Below are 17,595 nucleotides of genomic sequence, written 5' to 3'. Positions count from 1 at the left end.
TCACCAAAAAAATGCTACCCTCCCCCCATGAACAGTCCCTGTTGGGCAGCCATCAGCATGAACATTATTTCTCCGATTTTTGTCTAACCGCGCATGAAGAATCAGGAAATACACTTGCCAACGCCCAATCCCGAGCACCCTTATGGAGGAGGAAACGGACGTTACCGTTTTCCGGATATCAACGGCATGAATTTAATGGGAGATAATATTTCCCTGCCTCCCATCGTTCCAAAAAGTTTTCATATCATGTTGACTGTTTTTCATCCGGAAACCCTGTACGGCATGAAAAAGTGGCTTCCCTTCTGCGAAGACCTCCGCAAGCAGTACAAGCATACGCCAACCCCGGTGGAGTACAGCATTTTGCTGGTGCTGCAGCCGCCTCCCATTGAAGGGGACGTGCCCGCCTTTACACAGGCCCTGGGGGATTTCCCGGATTTTTACATGAAGACCAATTCCCTGATTTCCTATTACGACCAGTCTTTTGTCCGCCGCAGACTTTCCCTTCACAAGAAGGCGGAAACAGCGATTGTCCTTCTGGACGGCAACGGCAATATCATCTGGAAGGACGACGGCGGCTTCACGACCTCACGCGCGGAGCATTTGAACGTTATCCTGGAAACTCTTTCTCCGCTGGCGCCCAGAACAAGAACGCATTAAACGGGGAATGCGTCTTCTGCGCCTCATCCGCACTTTCCGTTTGAGGTTCCCTCCGGAATACCCCATACTGGCCTCATGCCTACCATTTCTCTTGCTCTCGGTGAACGTTCCTACGACATCCACGTGGAAAACGGAGCACTGGACCGTACCGGAGAGTTTGCCTACCGCGCCGGTCTGGACGGCAAGATTGCGCTGATCACGGACAGCCGCGTCGCCCCGCTTTATGCGGAGCGCGTCATGAAGTCCCTGGAGAGCGCGGGATTCATGCCCAGCCTGCACGTAGTGAATGCCGGGGAAGCTTCCAAAAATATGCTTCAGGCCCAGGAGCTGTGTTCCGAACTGGTCCGTGCCGGGATCGACCGCACCGGATGCATTGCCGCTCTGGGCGGCGGCGTCGTGGGGGATCTGGCCGGCTTCATCGCGGCCATTCATTACCGGGGCATTCCCTTCATGCAGATTCCAACGACGGTGGTCGCCCAGGTGGACAGTTCCGTAGGAGGAAAGACGGCCGTCAATATTCCGGAGGGGAAAAACCTGGTAGGCGCCTTTCATCAGCCGTCCGTCGTCGTCATTGACCCCACCACGCTGGTGACTTTGGATCGCCGCACGCTGGCGGAAGGCCTGGCGGAAGCCGTCAAGCACGCGGCTATCAAAGATGCTTCCATGCTTCATGAATTGAAAGGGTTGGGGCCGGAACTTTCCATCGGCTTCTCCCTGAATACTATTGCCAGGCTTCCCGACCTGATCGCCCGGAACGTGGCAATCAAGGCCCGCATCGTGGAGAATGACGAATTAGAAACGCTGGATATCCGCGCCCTGCTCAATTTCGGCCATACCATCGGCCACGGCATTGAAGCCGCCGTTCCCTACGGCACTATCCTGCATGGAGAAGCCGTGGCGCTCGGCATGCGCGCCGCCCTGTTCCTGAGTGAACGAAAGGCCGGGCTGAGTTCTTCCGACGCCAACAAGATACTTTACACCCTCCAGGCTCTGGAACTTCCCCTCGTTCTCCCGGATAACATTGACACGGAGTTGATTCTCAATAAAACGGCATCAGACAAAAAATTCCGGGCAGGAGCCATCCGCTTCGTCCTGCTTTCCAAGGCGGGGGAAGCAGGCATTTCCAAGATCATTACCCGGGAAGACATGGCGGAAGCCATTGAAGAATTGCGGCGCCCCTTACCCTGAGTTTCCTTTCACGGCTCTGCCCCATCCGGGCAGAAAATTCCGGAGAGCGGAAGGGGAATCCCTTCCGCCTTTCCTTTTTCTGAAAGAGGAACATACAGCATCTTTCCCCTCCCCGCCGGGAAACCGCCCCTTCCGGAGCCATCAGGCCATTTCCCTTCCGTAGTTCGTTCTCCGGGAACGACGGAACGGAGAAGGCGCGGAAACAGTCCGCCGTTTCCACGCACGGAAATCTATTTCTCCGGCTCGTCCGGGGGGGTTCAAAGCCATCCACATCCAGAGGCACGCTGCCCGTGTATTCCCCGGCGTCAAATTGGATTCCCTTCAACGCATCTTCCAGAGACCGGGAACCATAGCATTCCCGACTGGCCAGACGGAGCAGTTCATTCATGATATTCACGCTTTCTTCATGGGGAATGTCCCGGGGGAGGGCCTTCGCAAGCTCCTTCACCTCCGCCGCATGAGCGTTTGCCGCGGCCTGGTCCTGAATAAAAAGGAGAACGGCCAGAATTTTTTCTCCCGGCGTTTTGGGGACAGCCTGTTCCCCGGCGGCGGGAACATCCGGGGGCGGGGCCTGTTTTTTCCCGCCGTCACAGGAAACAAGGGCGAAAGACGCCAAAGCAACAAGATAAACTATTTTCATATCATGATTACATTTGATCAGTTTTTCCTTCCGGGCATGCCAATATCCAGGCATTCAGACCGTTTTCACTCTTTGGAAAAGTATTTGGGCATTCATTTTTCAAGTTAAAGAAAAACACATCCGCGCATCATCCTTTTTCTCCTGTGCGCCCATGCGGGGCGCAGGAGAAAAAGGGCGTACCCTTACGACCGGCGGCGGCGCATGACGCACGCGGACAGAGCCACCAGCCCCAAGGCGGCCACGGACGGTTCCGGCGCATTCTTGGTTCCGACCTCAAAGTAAATGGAGCTGCCCGTATTGCTCACCCCGGAGCGGCTTGCCACAGTGGCTGCCCGGTAGCCTTCATAAACCTGATCTCCGTATACGACGGAAATATCGCTTACCCCGGACAAATCCGCGCTTGCGGCGGAGAAGTCAAGGCAGAGATATTCGTATTCCAGGATGCTGGCCCATTCTCCGAAGGCTGAGAAATCAAACATCAGCGCAGAGCCCGTCACCGTCACGTCATTCAGGGAAGTGCACTCCAGGGACAATACCCGGGCGTCATGGTCCAGTCTGACCGTGAGTTCTTCCTGGGACGAGGAGATCAACACCGTATTGACCATGAGCGTATCCGTGGATGTCACGCCGCTTTCCACGGCTATGGAAAGCCCGTCCACCGCCAGGGCTCCCCCCGTGATGGAGGATCCGGCATCCATAGCCACATTGCCGGCCGTAAGCCGGGAATCCTGATTCATGCTGACCCGGGTGTTGGCAAGAGTTCCCTCACTGACGCTGAGGCCGGGTCCCGCCGCGTAGGACAGGGTTCCCGCCACCACCGCCGGAGAAGCTCCGTTCCCCGTCCTGATTTCCGCGGCCGCCGTTCCGGAACCGAACCTCAGCGCGGCTCCTGCTTCCACCGTGCTTCCTGCGAAAAAAGTCGTGTTATTCGTGAAGGCAACGCTTCCCTTGCCCGTTACCGCCGCCGCCGTATTTCCGGCGTCAGTTATGGTTCCGGAGAAGACAAGATCCAGCCCTCCGTCCGCATTTTCCACCTCATACGCAGCGGCATTCAGCCTGCGGGCGTTCGTATCAAACGTAACCACTCCTTCCTGTCCTGCCGTTCCCAACGCCAGATTGTTGGAGAAGGAAGCCGCGCTTCCCGCTTCCCCCACGCCGCCGAAGGATGATCCGGCCGCCAGGTTCACTTTCAGGTACTGGTTTTCCGTGCCTCCCGCCGCATTCAGGCGGCCGCCGCCGGCAACGTTGATCACATGGTTCTTGGTACGTCCCGGAGTATTCGCCGCCAGTCCGCCCAGCATGTTCAGCACGCCTGCATTCCCGACGTTGATGACGGAGGCTCCATCACGGCCGCTGATGACGGCATTGCTCGTCAGGACGCCATTCACGTTCACTTCATTGTTTCCTCCGTTCCCCGGCCAGTTGGAGAGCATCATGGACCCCGTATTGCCAACAATGCCTCCGCTATTTCTTCCGGCGCTGTCCCCCTTGATGAAGAGCTGCGTGCCGGCGGCAATATTCAACTGGCTCTTGCCGCCGCTTGGATTGGTGGAAGAAAGGCAGAGGCCATCCACCACCAGGGTGCCGCCGCTGTTTTCTCCCGCCTCTAGATTAAGAACTCCGGTAAGCTGCAGATAATGGGACGCCATTTCGCAGAGGGAGTCATTGCTGAGGGCCACGGTCCAGGTCTTGCCGGTAGCCACACTGACCGTCCCGCTGCCCGTATTCCGGACGCCGGCGCGCACGTCAAATTGCCCGTTTCCGGCCAGGGCGATGTTCCTGCTGGACCACTGCGCCCCTTCCGCGAAGGAAACGGTTCCACCGTCCGCCAGCGTGAAGTTTTGGGTGAAGACCGTATTACCGGCCATCATCACGTCGCCGGCCACGTTCAGGGCGGCATTAAAGACAGCTCCTTCCCGTCCGTAAACCATGAGATCCCTGTTTACCGTGACGGCGGAATTGAAAACGGCGCCGCCATTCGCGTCCACCAGCAGACTGTCTTTCACCGTGACAGCGCCGCCGTCAAAGGCATAGCCGGCAGCCTGCACGGACATTCCCGTAACGGCCACACCGTCTTCAGCCACAGTCACGGCCTGGGGACCTGCCTGGTTAAAGATGACGGAATCGTTTTCATAAAAGACAATGCCCTTGGCGGAACCGTCCTCAAAGCTCCAGTTGGCGTCTCCCACGGCATTCCAGACGGAAGAAGACTCGCCCGGCGTCCACAGGAGCGTCTTGCTGCCTGCGTAGGCGACGGACAGTTCATCCGCAGTCTGCGTCAGCTCCACCCGGAGACGGTTGGCCCGCACGCCATCAATGAAGAGGTGGTCCGTCAGGGAATCGCCGCTGTAGGAAATGCCGCCTCCGGAAACCAGGGACCAGGAACCGGCCCCCGTGCCGCCCACCGTCAGGTGAAGGTCCAACCCCTCCTGGAGGGAAACGCTTCCCTTATTCACAATGCCTCCCTGCTTCCCTCCGGAATAATCAAGGTTCAACGTGCCGCCCAGCGTCACGCTGCCGCCCTTGTCAACCTGCATGGAGCCCACCGTAGTCGTGCCGCTCAGGGCCAGCGCGCCGCCCACCATGACGGAATCCGCCGTGACTGCGCCCGTCAGCCCCAGATTCGCTCCGGCGCCCACATTCAGCCCGCTGCCGGCCGCTCCGGTGATGGAGCCGGCATAAACGGTTGAATCGCCTCCCCCTGAAATGCCCAGAAGATTCCCTCCCAGGCTGACAGAGCCTCCGGTTCCCGCCAGCGCGGAGATTTCCAGGTTGCCGCCCAGAGCCAGGGCCCCACCATTGATAGTGACGGCTCCCGTCCCCAGAGCGGAAACGCTTCTGGTCGTCAGCGTGGACCCGGAGATAACGGTGCCGCCCGTATAGGAGTTATTGCCGGACAGCGTCACCCTGGAGTTGACAGACAGGGAGAGATCCCCCGATATGGCGGAGGAAATGGTCCAGGCATTTTGCAGAGTAGTGCCCAGATCCAGACGGCCTGTTCCTGAAATCGTTCCGGCCAGAACGGCGGCATTTCCGGAACAGTTCCCGTTCAGGCTGATATTTCCGTTCAGGTCGATTTTCAAATTGGAAGTGCCGGTGCCGTTCCAGAAATTGATGCTGGAGCCATCCTCCATGGAGACGGCGCAACCATTGGTGATGTTGGCATTGTAATCAAGCTTCAAGGCCGTGCCGGAAGCCATGCGGATGGAGGATATGCCGGCGTGGCCGCCTGCGTTGAACTGGATGGTTCCCTGTTTCAGGTCAAGATTTCCCACAATATCCGTACTTCCCAGCACGAGCGTTCCCGTCCCCTCCTTCGCAAGAGTATGGCCATTTGTATTCAGATGGGAAATCGTCCCGGAAGTTCCGCTGAGCATGAGGACCGCGTCCGCAGACAGCGTAACGGCTCCGGAAACGGCCGCTCCGTTGCCGAGCCTCAGGGCTCCCGCCCTGTCAGCTTCATTTCCGGCGTCTTTCCAGCCGGCGCCGGCCAGCTCAACGGCGGAAGAACTCGTGCCTGACGCCACGAAGAACTGGCCTCCGTCATCCACACGCACCAGCCCGGCGGGGGAGCCTCCCTCATACCGGCCGCTGATGATGTGCAGCGTTCCCAAATTCTCTGTGGAAAGGGAGCCGCTTTCACTTCCCCAGTCAATTCCCAGGGTACCGGTTCCCGTAATGGCTCCGGCCAGCGTCTCCCGGTCTTTCACGACAAGCTCCCCGGATTCAATGGAGGCAGTTCCCGTAATCCGCACTCCGGATTCAATAACGGTGGTTCCCCTGCCCGAATGCGTGAGGGACCCGGAGGAAACCAGATGATCTCCCGCCGCCGTAAATGTGTATCCGTTATCGGCGTCAATGAGGAGGGAACCTACTTCCGCCGTGGTGGCAATGTTCACCACATGGCTTCCGGCGCTTTCATTGAAAATAGCCGCCGTGGCTTCTCCGGGCAGAGGGGCGGCATTGCCGAATTTGTCGGCCGTCCAATTGTTGGATGTTTCCGTTCCGTCCCAGATGCTGACGCCTTCCGCCGCGGAGAAGGTCACATACAGCCCCGTATCCGCAATGGAAAAATCCGCGTTCAGATAGGGAAGGGCTCCGGAGGCAAAGGAACCATTCCGGAAGGGACTCCAGTCTCCATCGGCAAGCCAATAGGTTACGCCGGTCTTGATGGACGCCGTTTCCGTGAAGTTAATGGTCTGCTCCGCCAGGGATTCAGCAAAGGCCAATCCGCCGCCGGCGATATGCAAGGTGGCGGAATCCGAGCAGAGCACGCCGCCGGTAAAGGTAAGAACGCCGCCGGAAAGCGTGAGCGCATTTCCCGTCCCTGTCATGTTCAACGTGGCGGGCGCAGCGGACGAACCCATCAGGGCCAGCGTTTTCCCGGCGCTTAAGTTATAGCCGGAGTTCAGAGCCAGGGAGGCGCCCCCGGAAAGGGTCAAATTGCCAAGCACGCTGAGATTGGCGGCGGTAAGGTTCAACGCGCCCCCTCCCGTCACGGACACGTCATGCAGCGTGACGGAAGCCCCGTTAAACGTCTGCGTCCCCGCGCCGTCCATCACCAGGCTGAACCCGGCAGAGGCGCTTCCATTGACCGTTCCGCTGAACGTATGGCTCTCCCCTTCACGGGCGGAGATGGTCAGGGTGGCCCTGCGGGAAGACGCCTGCGCCGAATCCAGCACAAATCCCTGCAGGAAGGGGAGCTGATTGCCCGCCTTGGCCCCGCCGGCAAAAAGGTAGGTATTGGCGTTGCCGTCCAGCCCGCGCAGGGACAGGCGATTCGTATTGACCCCCATAGAGGCCATGGCCAGCCCGCTCTTTCCGTACATATTGACCACAGCATCGCTGACGGCCTGGTCTGAATTGAATATCAAATAATTCTGATATTTGTAGCCGCTCGTTTCATTCGTGGAGCGGTAATTGATTGTTCCGGAAAAACGGCCGTTCCCGCCAAGAAGAAGCTGGGATGAGTAATAGTTATTTTTTGAACAATCCCAATTCAGTTTTCCTCCGCCGGAAAGGGCATTTACCGCCCAGACCGTGTTGTACTGGGTGCAGGAAAGATCCAGCCGCCCGCCTTCCTCAATACGGACGGAATTCAGCGTTTTCGTCTGGGAATATCCCAAATTGGCGCCATTGCTCTGCAGGGTAAGGGAAGCCCCGTCCGCGACGGACAGCGTGCCGCGCAGGATCTGGTTGCTCCCGTTGCCGTTGTACGCCAGGTTGAACGCATGCGAACCGTCCTTCACCAGGATTGTCCCGCCGGAAGCGTTGACATTCTGGCCCCTGACGGAGAAATTGCCGCTGCCGCCGAGGCTCAGCACCGCCCCCGAGGCCACATCAAGCCCCGCGAAAGTGGTATTGCCCGTAACATATCCCGTTCCGGACGCCACGGCAAGGGTTCCGGAGAAAGTGCCGCCGCCGGAGACGGACACGCCCTCACTACCCTCCCCATGGAGCACAACACGGCCATTGGCTGTCTTTCCGTTCAGGAGAAGACCCGTCCCCGCATAAAAATCAGCAGTGCCTGAAGAAGAAAACGCCGTGTTGGAGCCCAACGTGACCGTTCCGGCCTGCACCTGCAGAGAATTGTATGAACCCGTTCCTCCCAGCGTCAGATTGCCGGCATCCTGCTTGATCACCGTCGCCACCTCCAGGCTGCCGGCCAGCGTCATCCCGGTATCCGGGACTGCCAGCACAAGCGTGCCTTCCCCGGATATGGAGCCTCCGGCATTCAGCACGACATTGTTCAGGGTCTGGGTAGTGCCGTTAATATTCAGGATGCCGCCCTCGGAAATCGTGACGCAGGAAGCATCCTTCAACGCATTGTCCGTTTGCAGGGACAAAGACATGCTGCCGGATGAGGAAGGGGAAGACTCCCTGTGCCCCATGATGGAGACGGCGCCTGTAACCAGGCTGTCTCCCGTCAGGGTGAGGGAACCTCCGGAAAACGTCTGACCGTCCACAATGACGTCATGCCCGGCGCTGAGGTGTTCCATGATCAAATTGCCGCTGCCGGAGAAACGGTAGCTCTGCCCTTCATTCAGAAGGATATCGCCCGTAAAGACGGTTCCCGCTCCGGAATCGGAGCTGCCGAGCGCCAGAAGAGAGTGGTTGCGCAAATCAATCGCGGCTTCCGGAGTGCGGTCCAGCAACAGAATGCCGTCAGCGTTTTCATTGACATAGGAAGACAGGAATTCCCGCGAACCGCCTTCGGTGTAATAGGAAGCGTTGGTATAGGAAAGATCGAAGTGCAGATTCCCCAAAGCCCCTTCCGTATAATCCAGCGTCACGCCGCCGCCGAACATGATTGTGCCGGAAGCCGTATTGGCCGCGTTGGTCAGCACGACTTTTCCCGTCCCATAGGAATTGCCGATGACCAGCTGCCGGTTCTCGCCTTCCAGCAGGGCGTCCACGTACAGGGCGCCCCCGCCGCCGCCCAGCAGCCACTGGCCGGCGGCATTCGTGCCCAGCGCCGTATCCGCGCTGCCGTAATGGACTTCCGTTCCTTCCAGCGCACCGATGAACAAGGAAGTGTGGGAAGACATGTCCAATGTTTCCGTCCGGTCGGCAGCGAGGGCCAGCACGCCGGAGGAAGAGGAATCAATATAAGACAGAATCCGGGAGGAAGACACGTCGGAAGTAAAGCCCAGGGAGGCCAGCACGCCCTGCTCTCCCACAGACCACTTGTTGGTCCGGACATCCCCCATGGAGGCGAGCGACGTCCCCTGAACCGTGCCGCTTTCCAGAATCTTCTCCCCGCTCAGGGACGCGTTGTCCCCGCTCAGGACAAGGCGAAGGCCGTTGGAACCCAGGCTGATGTTCAGGGAGCCATCTCCATTGATGCCGCCTTTGAGCTCCATGCCGACTGTTGCGCCTTCGCTGAAGGCAATCTGCATCCGCGCTCCGCTTTGCAGGGACACATTGCCGTGAAGGCCCCAGTAATCACGGATGGCGGAGGTGCTTTCCAGCTTCTGGCCACCCTCAATATGCTCCAGCTCATGCTGCACGCCTTCATTCACCAGCAACGTGCCGCCGGAAAGGACATTCACGTCCCCCTGAAGCCGGGCATGATCCCCCAGGCGGAAGGTAGCACCGTCACGCACCTCCACATCCATGGCGGCGTCAGCATAATGCCAGTCCAGCGCGTTGAAGAGCCGGTTGGAAGAACGCCCGTCCGCGGACCCCATGCCGTGCACCGTGTTGGTCCCTTTCAGCAGCACCGTTCCGGACTGCACGATGAAAGCGCTCCTGTCCTCCCCGTTGGAGCCGGAAAGGCTGGTAAGAATGGAATTAAGCACGAGCTGCTGATCGCCTCCGTCATACACCACGCGCAAAACGGCGCCTCCGTTTTCCCCGGCGTCCCGGAAAGAGCCCTTCCAGGTCCCTCCCTCCTTGAATGTCAGCGTGGAAGTAGTCCCCCGCCGGAGGTTGGCAATCACGCCGCCCTCATCCAGGCAATGGAGGGTAAACGCGTCCGTCCCTTCCGGCACGGCACTGAACCACACCTCCATGCTGTTTCCGTTGAAATCCAGGGTAGCCCCGCCATTGCCGAACGTAAAATCCCGCCCGATCTGCCCCACATCATTGATGATGACGCGGGTCCCGTTGTTGGCCAGCACATTGTAGGCGGCATACCCGCCCTCGCGCTGCAGATAAGTGGCACCGGAACCGCCCAGGTTCAGGCCAATATAATTATTTCCCTTCCCTTCAATGAACAGGTTGCCTTCACCCGTCTTCCTCCATGCGCGTATAGCCTACCCCCTGGTCCACATTTCCATTCAGCACAACACGCTGGACTTCATCCCCTGAAGCGGTGAACACCAGGTCCTGGGTCACGAACAGGTCCGGTATACCGGCGTTCAGGTATCCGTCCCCGTAAGCGTACCAGTTGTTGCTGTTCATGACGTTGTTCAGGCTTTTCCATGTATTGGACCCGGAACGCAGGCCGATGAAGTCCGCCAGCTCATTGCCGGCGGCGTCAGTCACGCTCCCGTGCCACGGCCTGGTGGAAGCGGTGTTACCCTGAATGACCTCTCCCCCGTCCCTCGTCACGGCATTGACGTAAACGGTGTGGTCCGCGCCGCCCAGGGCGCTCCCGCAGTCCACGGCCACATTGTAGTTATCGACTATCTTGCTGGTCCACGCGCAATTGCCGTTAAACTGGGAAAAACGGAAGGAATCACCGGATTGCAAACAGGCCAGGAACTCATACTGGTTCGTCTCCTCATTCCAGATATAGGCGGGACTTCCAGAGTCCCCGCCCAGAGAGACAAAGGGCAGAGGCTTGGCCGCAGTAATGCCGGACGCGCTGAAATTGCTATCTGAAACCGATGTGCGGAAAGCATCCGCGTTATAATGGGTTTCCCCGGTAAGCGTTTCCACGCCGCCGGTAATATACCTGTAGCCGGCGGTCAAACCCGTTTGCTGCATGGAATGGTTATAAACCCCCATCGTGCCGGAGCCGCTGCGGTAAACCTGCTGGCCAACCAGCGCGCTGCCGGAAATATCGCCGCTGTAAATGGCGGCAGGGGAAACATCCGTGATGATTTTGCTCAGGCGCCCCGCCTTGTAATCCGTGGCGGCGCTGCCCGTCTCAAATTTTCCGCTCTTGTCGCGGGTTCTGGAATCCAGCTCTATCGTCTGGTAGCGGATGGCGTAGGAAGCTCCTATGTCATTCGCGGAAAAAGTCACATTGCTATTAAGCCCCACCGTATCAAGCATGTTGGTGGGGTTATGCCATACGGTGGCGATGAAATTATAACCCACGGCGGCGGCGTTCCCCTTGTCCGTCTGGCTTTCAAAGCTGATCATTTCATGGGCCAGCTTCTGGTCCGCCTGGCCGCCCGTGTAGGAAATAATCACCCCGTCAGCATGAAGATGTTGAAGCAGCGCGTTGGTGGCTCCTGTGGAGTAACGCCCCATATTCTGGCCGAAATCCGTATAAGTCTGGAAAGAAGCGTCCTGGTGCATGATGCCGCCCATGGAAACGGACCCAAGCGTAAAACACGGAACGGAAAGAATGCGAATAAGCCGACGGAACAGTTGCAGAGGTAAGCGTACTTTCATACAATTTTCGCGTTAGGGACAAAGCAAAGTTGAAATACGTTTAAAAAAATACGCTCATGAAGTTATTTTTCAAGAGCATTTTTCCAACAAAAACAGATAAAATATTCAACTGCGCCCCGTTTCCCAGCCTCCGCAATCCGGGGAGAAAACATCTTCCCTGCCGGCATCTTTTTGCGTCACCACGCGAATACGTCGTTTCATTCCGGCTCCCGCCTTCGTATACTGTTTTATCCATCATGGGTTCTTCTATCTGGAACAGACGAGATTTTCTGAAAACCGCCGCGGGAACGGCCGGGTTTCTGGCCGCCATGCCCTGCCTGAACGCCGTGGAAGCCCCGGCGGACGCCAAACCGCTCAAGGTGGGCCTGGTAGGGTGCGGAGGCCGCGGCCTGGGCGCCATGAAGAACGCGCTGGACGCCGACCCCGGAACCGTGGTCTGGGCGCTGGCGGACGTGTTCCAGGAACGGCTCGATTTCGGCGCCAACCTGCTGACGGAACAGTACGGCGGCCGCGTCCGGCTGGACAAGAGCCGCCTGTTCAGCGGTCTGGACGGTTACAAGAAACTGCTTCAAACGGATATTGACGTGGCGCTGCTCTGCACCCCTCCCGCTTTCCGCCCGGAACACCTGGCGGCGGCCATTGACGCCGACAAACACATTTATGCGGAAAAACCCGTGGCGGTGGACGTTCCCGGCGTGCTTTCCGTGCTGGAATCCGCACGTCTGGCAAAACTCAAAAACCTGGTGATTCTGGACGGCTTCTGCTGGCGCTACGACAAAGCGAATGAAGAAGCCCACCGCAAGCTTTCCTCCGGGCTGCTGGGCCGCGTGCTTTCCTTTGACGGGTTATATTACACCACTCCCCCCAAGTCTCCGCTGGCCCTGGATTCCCGGCCTGCCTCCGATACGGACGTGGCATGGGCGCTACGCAACTGGACCGCATGGAACTGGCTGAGCGGAGGCCAGTTTGTGGAACAGATCGTCCATACGATTGACGGCATGGTGTGGTCCATGGACGAGCAGCTCCCTCTGGCGGCTTTCGGCTCCGGAGGACGCGCCCAGCGCCGGGATGACGGCGACGTATGGGATCATTACGACGTTTATTTTGAGTACGACCATAACGTAACGGCCCACATTTCATGCAGACAGTGGGTTGGCTGCCACGGGGAAATCGCGGACCGCACCATTTGCGAAAAAGGAACGCTGGTCACCCCCTACCGCCCCTGCATCCAGGCGGATAACCGCTGGCGTTTCCGCGGGGAGCGCGGCAATATGTACGCAGACACGCACGTGGCCTTTTACCGTTTCCTGCGCTCCGGCGTCTGGACCCAGACGCTGGAAAGCGCGGCCAATAAGACCCTGGCCGCCATTATGGGGCGTGAAGCGGCCCATACGGGCCGGCGCATTACCTGGGAACAGATTAAGAAGAGCTCCACGCGGCTGGCGCCCGAAGACCTGACGATGGATACGCCCCTGCCCCCCGCCCGCATCCCGCGCCCGGGCAGAACGGCCTGACGGAGGCGCCAGCCCTTTCTCCCTACGCTTCATGGCCAACATCTTTCCACCCAACACCAACAGGCGCTTTTACGGGATTGCCGCCCTGACGGCGCTCGCTGCCGCGTTCGCGCTGGGGGGAATCTATTACGTTCATTTCTGCATTCCGGAGTATGAACCCGTGCAGCCCGTCCGTTTTTCCCACAAACTCCATGCCGGAGACCTGAACATGGGCTGCACGGCTTGCCATAGCGCCGCACAGCGGTCACCCAGGGCCGGCATTCCGGACACGAAGTCCTGCCTGGGCTGCCACCAGCATATTCTTCCGGACAGCCCTCTCATCGCCCCCCTGAGGGAGGCGGCGGACCCGCAATATCCCGGCTACACAGGGGAACCGGTCCGCTGGGTGATGGTCAACCGCCTGTCCGGTCACGCCTATTTTAACCACATGGCCCACCTGAACCGGGGCATCGGCTGCACTTCCTGCCATGGGGACGTGGCGGGCATGGAACGCATCAGGGCTCCGCGCGACGCCCGCATGCCATGGTGCCTGGACTGCCACCGTGATCCGGCGCCCCATCTGCGCCCGCTGGAGGAAACGGCCAGTTCCCATTATTCCGCCGCAGATTACCTCCGCACGCATTCCATCCGGGATGAAGAAGGAAAACGCATCCAGACCCCGCTTCAACTGGGAAATTTCCTGAAACGCCAATGGACCATTCAGCCGAAGACGGATTGCACCGCATGCCATCACTAACCCCCCTGGCCTGTTTGACATCCGCGGCATTCCCGGATACGGCGTCATCAACGCCTCCCGTTCCCTGCCGATCCGTGATTGGCCCGGAGACAACAACCGCCGTCAATCACCGCTTGATTTCACTCTCCGGATTTCCTAAAAAAAGCCATTCCTGTTTCATCAATCCCCATCACTGCCCGGTTTGACTTCCCCCCCGCCATTTTCCCAGAATGAAATTCCCCGGAATCACCCCGCTTTTCTTCCCGAAGAAGAGCGGGGAATAACGCGGCGTTCCTTCATGAAATGGATGGGCGCGGGAGCGGCCCTGGCGGGGATAGGGCTTCCGGCCTGCCGCCGTGTGGAAAAATACCTGGTGCCCTACAATGAAGGGCCGGAATGGTCCGTTCCCGGCGTGGAAACGGCTTACGCCACCTGCCTGGCCATGGGCGGAAACGCGCAGCCCGTACTGGCCGCCTGTTATGAAGGGCGCCCCGTCAAATTGATTCCCTCCCTGCAATACCCGGAAGGTCCGGGGCTGCCGGCCGCGGCCCAGGCCTCCATTCTGGACCTTTACGACCCCGGCCGCAGCAAGCATATCCTGTTCAACGGCAAGCCGGCCTCCGAAGACGAATTCCGGGGAGCCTTTTCTTCCTGGTCCCGCAATCTTCGGAACGGGGGCAGCGTCGGCCTTCTCCTCCCCCCCTCGAATTCCCCTCTGCTCCATTCCCTGCTGGAGGAAATAACCCGGAAAAACCCGCTCGTGCGCATCTACCGGCATTCCCCTGTGCCCGAACCGGGTTCCGGCATGCAGGCAGGGCTGCCGGAAGAAGTACGATTCCGCGTGCGTTTTGCGCGCGCCAGGCGCATCCTCTCCCTGGATTGCGATTTTCTTCATCAAAACCCCTATGGAAATACGCGCGACTTCATTGCGTCCCGCTCCCCGGAAGGGCTTCATTACAAAGAAGAGAACCCAAACCGTACACGCCTTTACGCCGTAGAGGGCCGCGTTTCCCTGACCGGGGCCCATGCCGACCACAGGCTGCCCGTTTCCCCCGCGCGCCTGGCGTTTTTCCTGGAGGAACTGTTCCGCTATCTTTCCGGCAAAAAAAACTCCGTCCAACCGCCTTCCCTCCCGGAAACGGACTGTTCCCTGACGGAAAGGGAACTCGCCTGGCTCCGCTGCTGCGCGGATGACTTATCCGGCCACCCCGGAGAAAGCGTGGTTCTTCTGGGGGACAATCATCCGGAACTGTCCGGCCTTGTCTGGAAGATCAACCGTCTTCTCGGCTCCCTGGGAACATCCATCCAATTATTCAAGGCTCCGCGGCCGGCTCCTTATGGGACGCTGGAGGATCTCATTCGGGACATCAGGGAGAAAAAGGCGGAAATCGTCTTCTTGCTGGACGCGGGAAATCCCGTGCTGGATTCCGGGCGCAGTTCCGGCCTGTCGGAAGCCCTGAACGGGGTGGAAAGCATCCACCTTGGAATGTATGAAGATGAGACCTCCCGCGTCTGCCGCTGGCATCTGCCGGCGGCCCACTTTCTGGAATCATGGGGAGTGGAGCGGGACTGCCGGGGCAGATTCTGCTACCGCCAGCCGGTCATACTTCCCCTGTACGGGGGCGTTTCTCCGGAAGAAGTGCTCTCCGGCCTGCTTTCCACCAAAGGCCAGCTCACCACAGCGGACAATTCCCCCGCCCGCCTCTCCCCCGTTTACCACAGAGCACGCAAATGCTTTGAACGGGCCGTGAATCCGGAAAATAAAGCGGCGGCCTGGGCCCGGGCGCTCCAGCGCGGTTATTCGGAAGAAACGGCCTATGCCCCCCTGTCCCCGCAGGAAGAAACGGCTCTTGGAACCGCCATGGAACAAACGCCCGCAGCATCTCTCGGAGGCCGCGGGAAAAAACTGGAAAACGGGATGCTGGAACTGCAATTCTGCCCGGACTATTCCGTTGGGGACGGGCGCTGGAAACGCAACGCCTGGATGCAGGAATGCCCGGACCCCGTAACGGGCGTCAGCTGGGCGGCGTCCGCACAGGTCTCCCCCGCCACCTTTCTGCGGCTGGGAGGGTCGGATTCCGGGCCCATGCGCTGCACGCTCGCCGCCCCCTCCACGCAAATGGAAGTCATCCTGTGTCCCGTTCCGGGAGTGGCGGATCATCTCATTGTTCTTCCTCTGGGTTACGGCGGCATCAACCACGTAGCGGAAAAGCAGGAAAATTCCGCCGGATATGAGTTCCGCAGACAAATGGAAGAAACGGCGGCACCCGGCATTGCCCCGGCACAGATTGCTCTGGCCCCCCTTCCGGAGCGTACGGAGGCCGTTCAAAGCCCCGTTATGCAGCCTGCCCCTTTCTCCCGGCATCCCGGCCCGGCCCGCTCCTCCTCTCCCCCTCCCGGCGCGGATGCCGTTTACCAGTGGAAAATGGCCATTGACACGTCCCGCTGCATCGGCTGCAACGCCTGCATGATTGCATGCCGCGCGGAAAATAACATTCCCGTGGTGGGCCGTGACCAGATGGCCAGGGGCCGCGCCCTGGACTGGATACGCATTGACAGGTATTTCACGGAGGAAGGGACGCTCACCGCCATCCCCGTGGCCTGCCAGCAATGCGGCAGCGCCCCATGCGAATCCGTATGCCCCGTCAATGCCACCGTCCATACTACGGAGGGCCTGAACGCCATGGTGTACGCCCGGTGCTGGGGCACCCGGTACTGCGCAACCAACTGCCCGTACAAGGCGCGGCGCTTCAATTTCTTTGATTACGCCAAAGCATCGGAACGGGCCACGCGCCTTCAGCGCAATCCCAATGTCACCGTCCGCTCCCGCGGCGTCATGGAAAAATGCACCTACTGCGTCCAGATGGTGGAACGCGCCAAAATCAGGCACAAAACCCGCTTGATGAAGGAGCATCCGGACCAGCCGTCCACCTCCATTCATGTGACGGCTCAAGACATGCGGCTTCCGGACGGGACGGCTCAAACGGCCTGCCAGCTCGCATGCCCGATGGGAGCCATCACCTTCGGCAATGCGCTGGACCCCGCCGCAGCCGTTTTCCGCGCCAAGTCCCTGCCGCGCCACCAGGACCTTCTCTCCCGCCTGGGCACGTCTCCCGGCACGGGCTACCTGATTCCGGCAGGAAACCCCAACCCGGCCATGGAGAAATTACATGCCCTGCCCGGAGATTGATGAACAACAGCCTTTTATTAAAGAATAAGGCCGCCTTCTTCGGGAGGCGGCCTTACCAGTCAAAGGTTTTTTGATAAGCTGGTCACTTAATCTTCCACAATTTGCTCCACGGTCGTAATCGTTTCCACCACGTCGATGTTGGCGGCGTCGGCAAAATCATTTACCGCCTTGAGCAGGGCCGGCGTCATCAACTTATCCTTTTGAATGCGTTCGCAATTTTCCAGCATGTCCACGATGGTGTCCTGGGCATCTCCGTTCAATTTGGTGATGCGGATAGCCTGCTCGGAAGTAAGTTTCATCTTTTCCATGGACTTGTCCAGCTGCTTGGCCTGCTGGGTCAACGCATTGAGCTGCTTGATGGCGATTTCGACAGCGGCGTTGTCCTTGACGTCGTCCAAAACCTTGTTGGCGGACGAAATCAGGTCGATATTCTGTTTGACCATCTGCACGGGATCGGCAGCGTTCTGGGCAATGGCGGAGGCGGAACATACGATAGCCACCACAGGGAGTACTTGATACGTTTGAATCATTGTTTTATCGGTGTTCGGGTTGAAGAAGAAACATCTTCTTTGCCTCTTTAGACGCATTCCGGCAGGCAAACCGTTGCCCTCTTATCTGTCAT

Annotated in this window: 10 protein-coding genes; 5 read left to right on the top strand and 5 right to left on the bottom strand. The window is 59.2% G+C overall.

Annotated features, from left to right (window positions below; all coding sequences use genetic code 11):
- Nucleotides 1-246: 246 nt before the first annotated feature.
- Both B3075_RS01625 and aroB read left to right on the top strand, forming a co-directional pair.
- Nucleotides 247-657 carry a hypothetical protein gene (locus B3075_RS01625; protein ID WP_290488347.1) on the top strand — a complete coding sequence of 137 codons (411 nt, stop codon included), beginning with the start codon at nt 247-249 and terminating at the stop codon, nt 655-657.
- 75 nt (nt 658-732) lie between these two features.
- Nucleotides 733-1,845 (top strand): 3-dehydroquinate synthase, encoded by a 1,113-nt coding sequence (aroB, locus tag B3075_RS01620; protein ID WP_290488346.1) that lies wholly within the window; start codon nt 733-735, stop codon nt 1,843-1,845.
- Here the strand turns inward: aroB and B3075_RS01615 are convergent.
- The 4 genes from B3075_RS01615 to B3075_RS01600 form a co-directional block, all read right to left on the bottom strand.
- Complete coding sequence (locus tag B3075_RS01615) at nt 1,790-2,485, bottom strand: hypothetical protein (RefSeq protein WP_290488345.1); 696 nt, start codon at nt 2,483-2,485, stop codon at nt 1,790-1,792. The two genes, aroB and B3075_RS01615, sit on opposite strands and share 56 nt — an antisense overlap.
- A 182-nt stretch (nt 2,486-2,667) precedes the next feature.
- On the bottom strand, nt 2,668-10,107 hold the full coding sequence (locus B3075_RS01610) for a beta strand repeat-containing protein (protein WP_290488344.1): 7,440 nt from the start codon (nt 10,105-10,107) through the stop codon (nt 2,668-2,670).
- Nucleotides 10,108-10,213: 106 nt separating this feature from the next.
- Nucleotides 10,214-11,554, bottom strand: a complete 1,341-nt coding sequence (locus tag B3075_RS01605) for a S6 family peptidase (RefSeq protein WP_290488343.1) — start codon at nt 11,552-11,554, stop codon at nt 10,214-10,216.
- Between the two features lie 40 nt (nt 11,555-11,594).
- On the bottom strand, nt 11,595-11,792 hold the full coding sequence (locus B3075_RS01600) for a hypothetical protein (RefSeq protein ID WP_290488342.1): 198 nt from the start codon (nt 11,790-11,792) through the stop codon (nt 11,595-11,597).
- Between B3075_RS01600 and B3075_RS01595 the strand changes: the two genes are divergently transcribed.
- The 3 genes from B3075_RS01595 to B3075_RS01585 all read left to right on the top strand — a co-directional run bounded on the left by B3075_RS01595 (nt 11,791) and on the right by B3075_RS01585 (nt 16,973).
- Complete coding sequence (locus B3075_RS01595) at nt 11,791-13,068, top strand: Gfo/Idh/MocA family protein (RefSeq protein ID WP_179218338.1); 1,278 nt, start codon at nt 11,791-11,793, stop codon at nt 13,066-13,068. The two genes, B3075_RS01600 and B3075_RS01595, sit on opposite strands and share 2 nt — an antisense overlap.
- 31 nt (nt 13,069-13,099) lie before the next feature.
- Nucleotides 13,100-13,804, top strand: coding sequence for a cytochrome c3 family protein (locus B3075_RS01590; RefSeq protein WP_094135925.1), 705 nt, complete (start codon nt 13,100-13,102; stop codon nt 13,802-13,804).
- A gap of 277 nt (nt 13,805-14,081) precedes the next feature.
- Entirely contained in the window at nt 14,082-16,973 is a 2,892-nt protein-coding gene (locus B3075_RS01585; protein WP_290488341.1) for a 4Fe-4S dicluster domain-containing protein, read from the top strand.
- Between the two features lie 86 nt (nt 16,974-17,059).
- On the opposite strand, the gene B3075_RS01580 is transcribed toward B3075_RS01585, so the two are convergent.
- Nucleotides 17,060-17,503 carry a hypothetical protein gene (locus B3075_RS01580; RefSeq protein ID WP_290488340.1) on the bottom strand — a complete coding sequence of 148 codons (444 nt, stop codon included), beginning with the start codon at nt 17,501-17,503 and terminating at the stop codon, nt 17,060-17,062.
- Nucleotides 17,504-17,595: the final 92 nt, after the last annotated feature.

This window comes from Akkermansia sp. UBA7090, from assembly GCF_002493465.1.
GTDB lineage: Bacteria > Verrucomicrobiota > Verrucomicrobiia > Verrucomicrobiales > Akkermansiaceae > Akkermansia > Akkermansia muciniphila_A.
Note: the sequence above shows the minus strand (reverse complement) of the source record. Positions and strands in the feature narration are given on the sequence as shown.

What these genes read in the sequence shown, in the direction of transcription:
- B3075_RS01625 (WP_290488347.1), top strand. Translation starts at nt 247, where the DNA reads ATGTTGACTGTTTTTCATCCGGAAACCCTGTACGGCATGAAAAAGTGG.
- B3075_RS01600 (WP_290488342.1), bottom strand. Translation starts at nt 11,792, where the DNA reads ATGATGGATAAAACAGTATACGAAGGCGGGAGCCGGAATGAAACGACG.
- B3075_RS01615 (WP_290488345.1), bottom strand. Translation starts at nt 2,485, where the DNA reads ATGAAAATAGTTTATCTTGTTGCTTTGGCGTCTTTCGCCCTTGTTTCC.
- aroB (WP_290488346.1), top strand. Translation starts at nt 733, where the DNA reads ATGCCTACCATTTCTCTTGCTCTCGGTGAACGTTCCTACGACATCCAC.
- B3075_RS01580 (WP_290488340.1), bottom strand. Translation starts at nt 17,503, where the DNA reads ATGATTCAAACGTATCAAGTACTCCCTGTGGTGGCTATCGTATGTTCC.
- B3075_RS01605 (WP_290488343.1), bottom strand. Translation starts at nt 11,554, where the DNA reads ATGAAAGTACGCTTACCTCTGCAACTGTTCCGTCGGCTTATTCGCATT.
- B3075_RS01590 (WP_094135925.1), top strand. Translation starts at nt 13,100, where the DNA reads ATGGCCAACATCTTTCCACCCAACACCAACAGGCGCTTTTACGGGATT.
- B3075_RS01585 (WP_290488341.1), top strand. Translation starts at nt 14,082, where the DNA reads ATGAAATGGATGGGCGCGGGAGCGGCCCTGGCGGGGATAGGGCTTCCG.
- B3075_RS01595 (WP_179218338.1), top strand. Translation starts at nt 11,791, where the DNA reads ATGGGTTCTTCTATCTGGAACAGACGAGATTTTCTGAAAACCGCCGCG.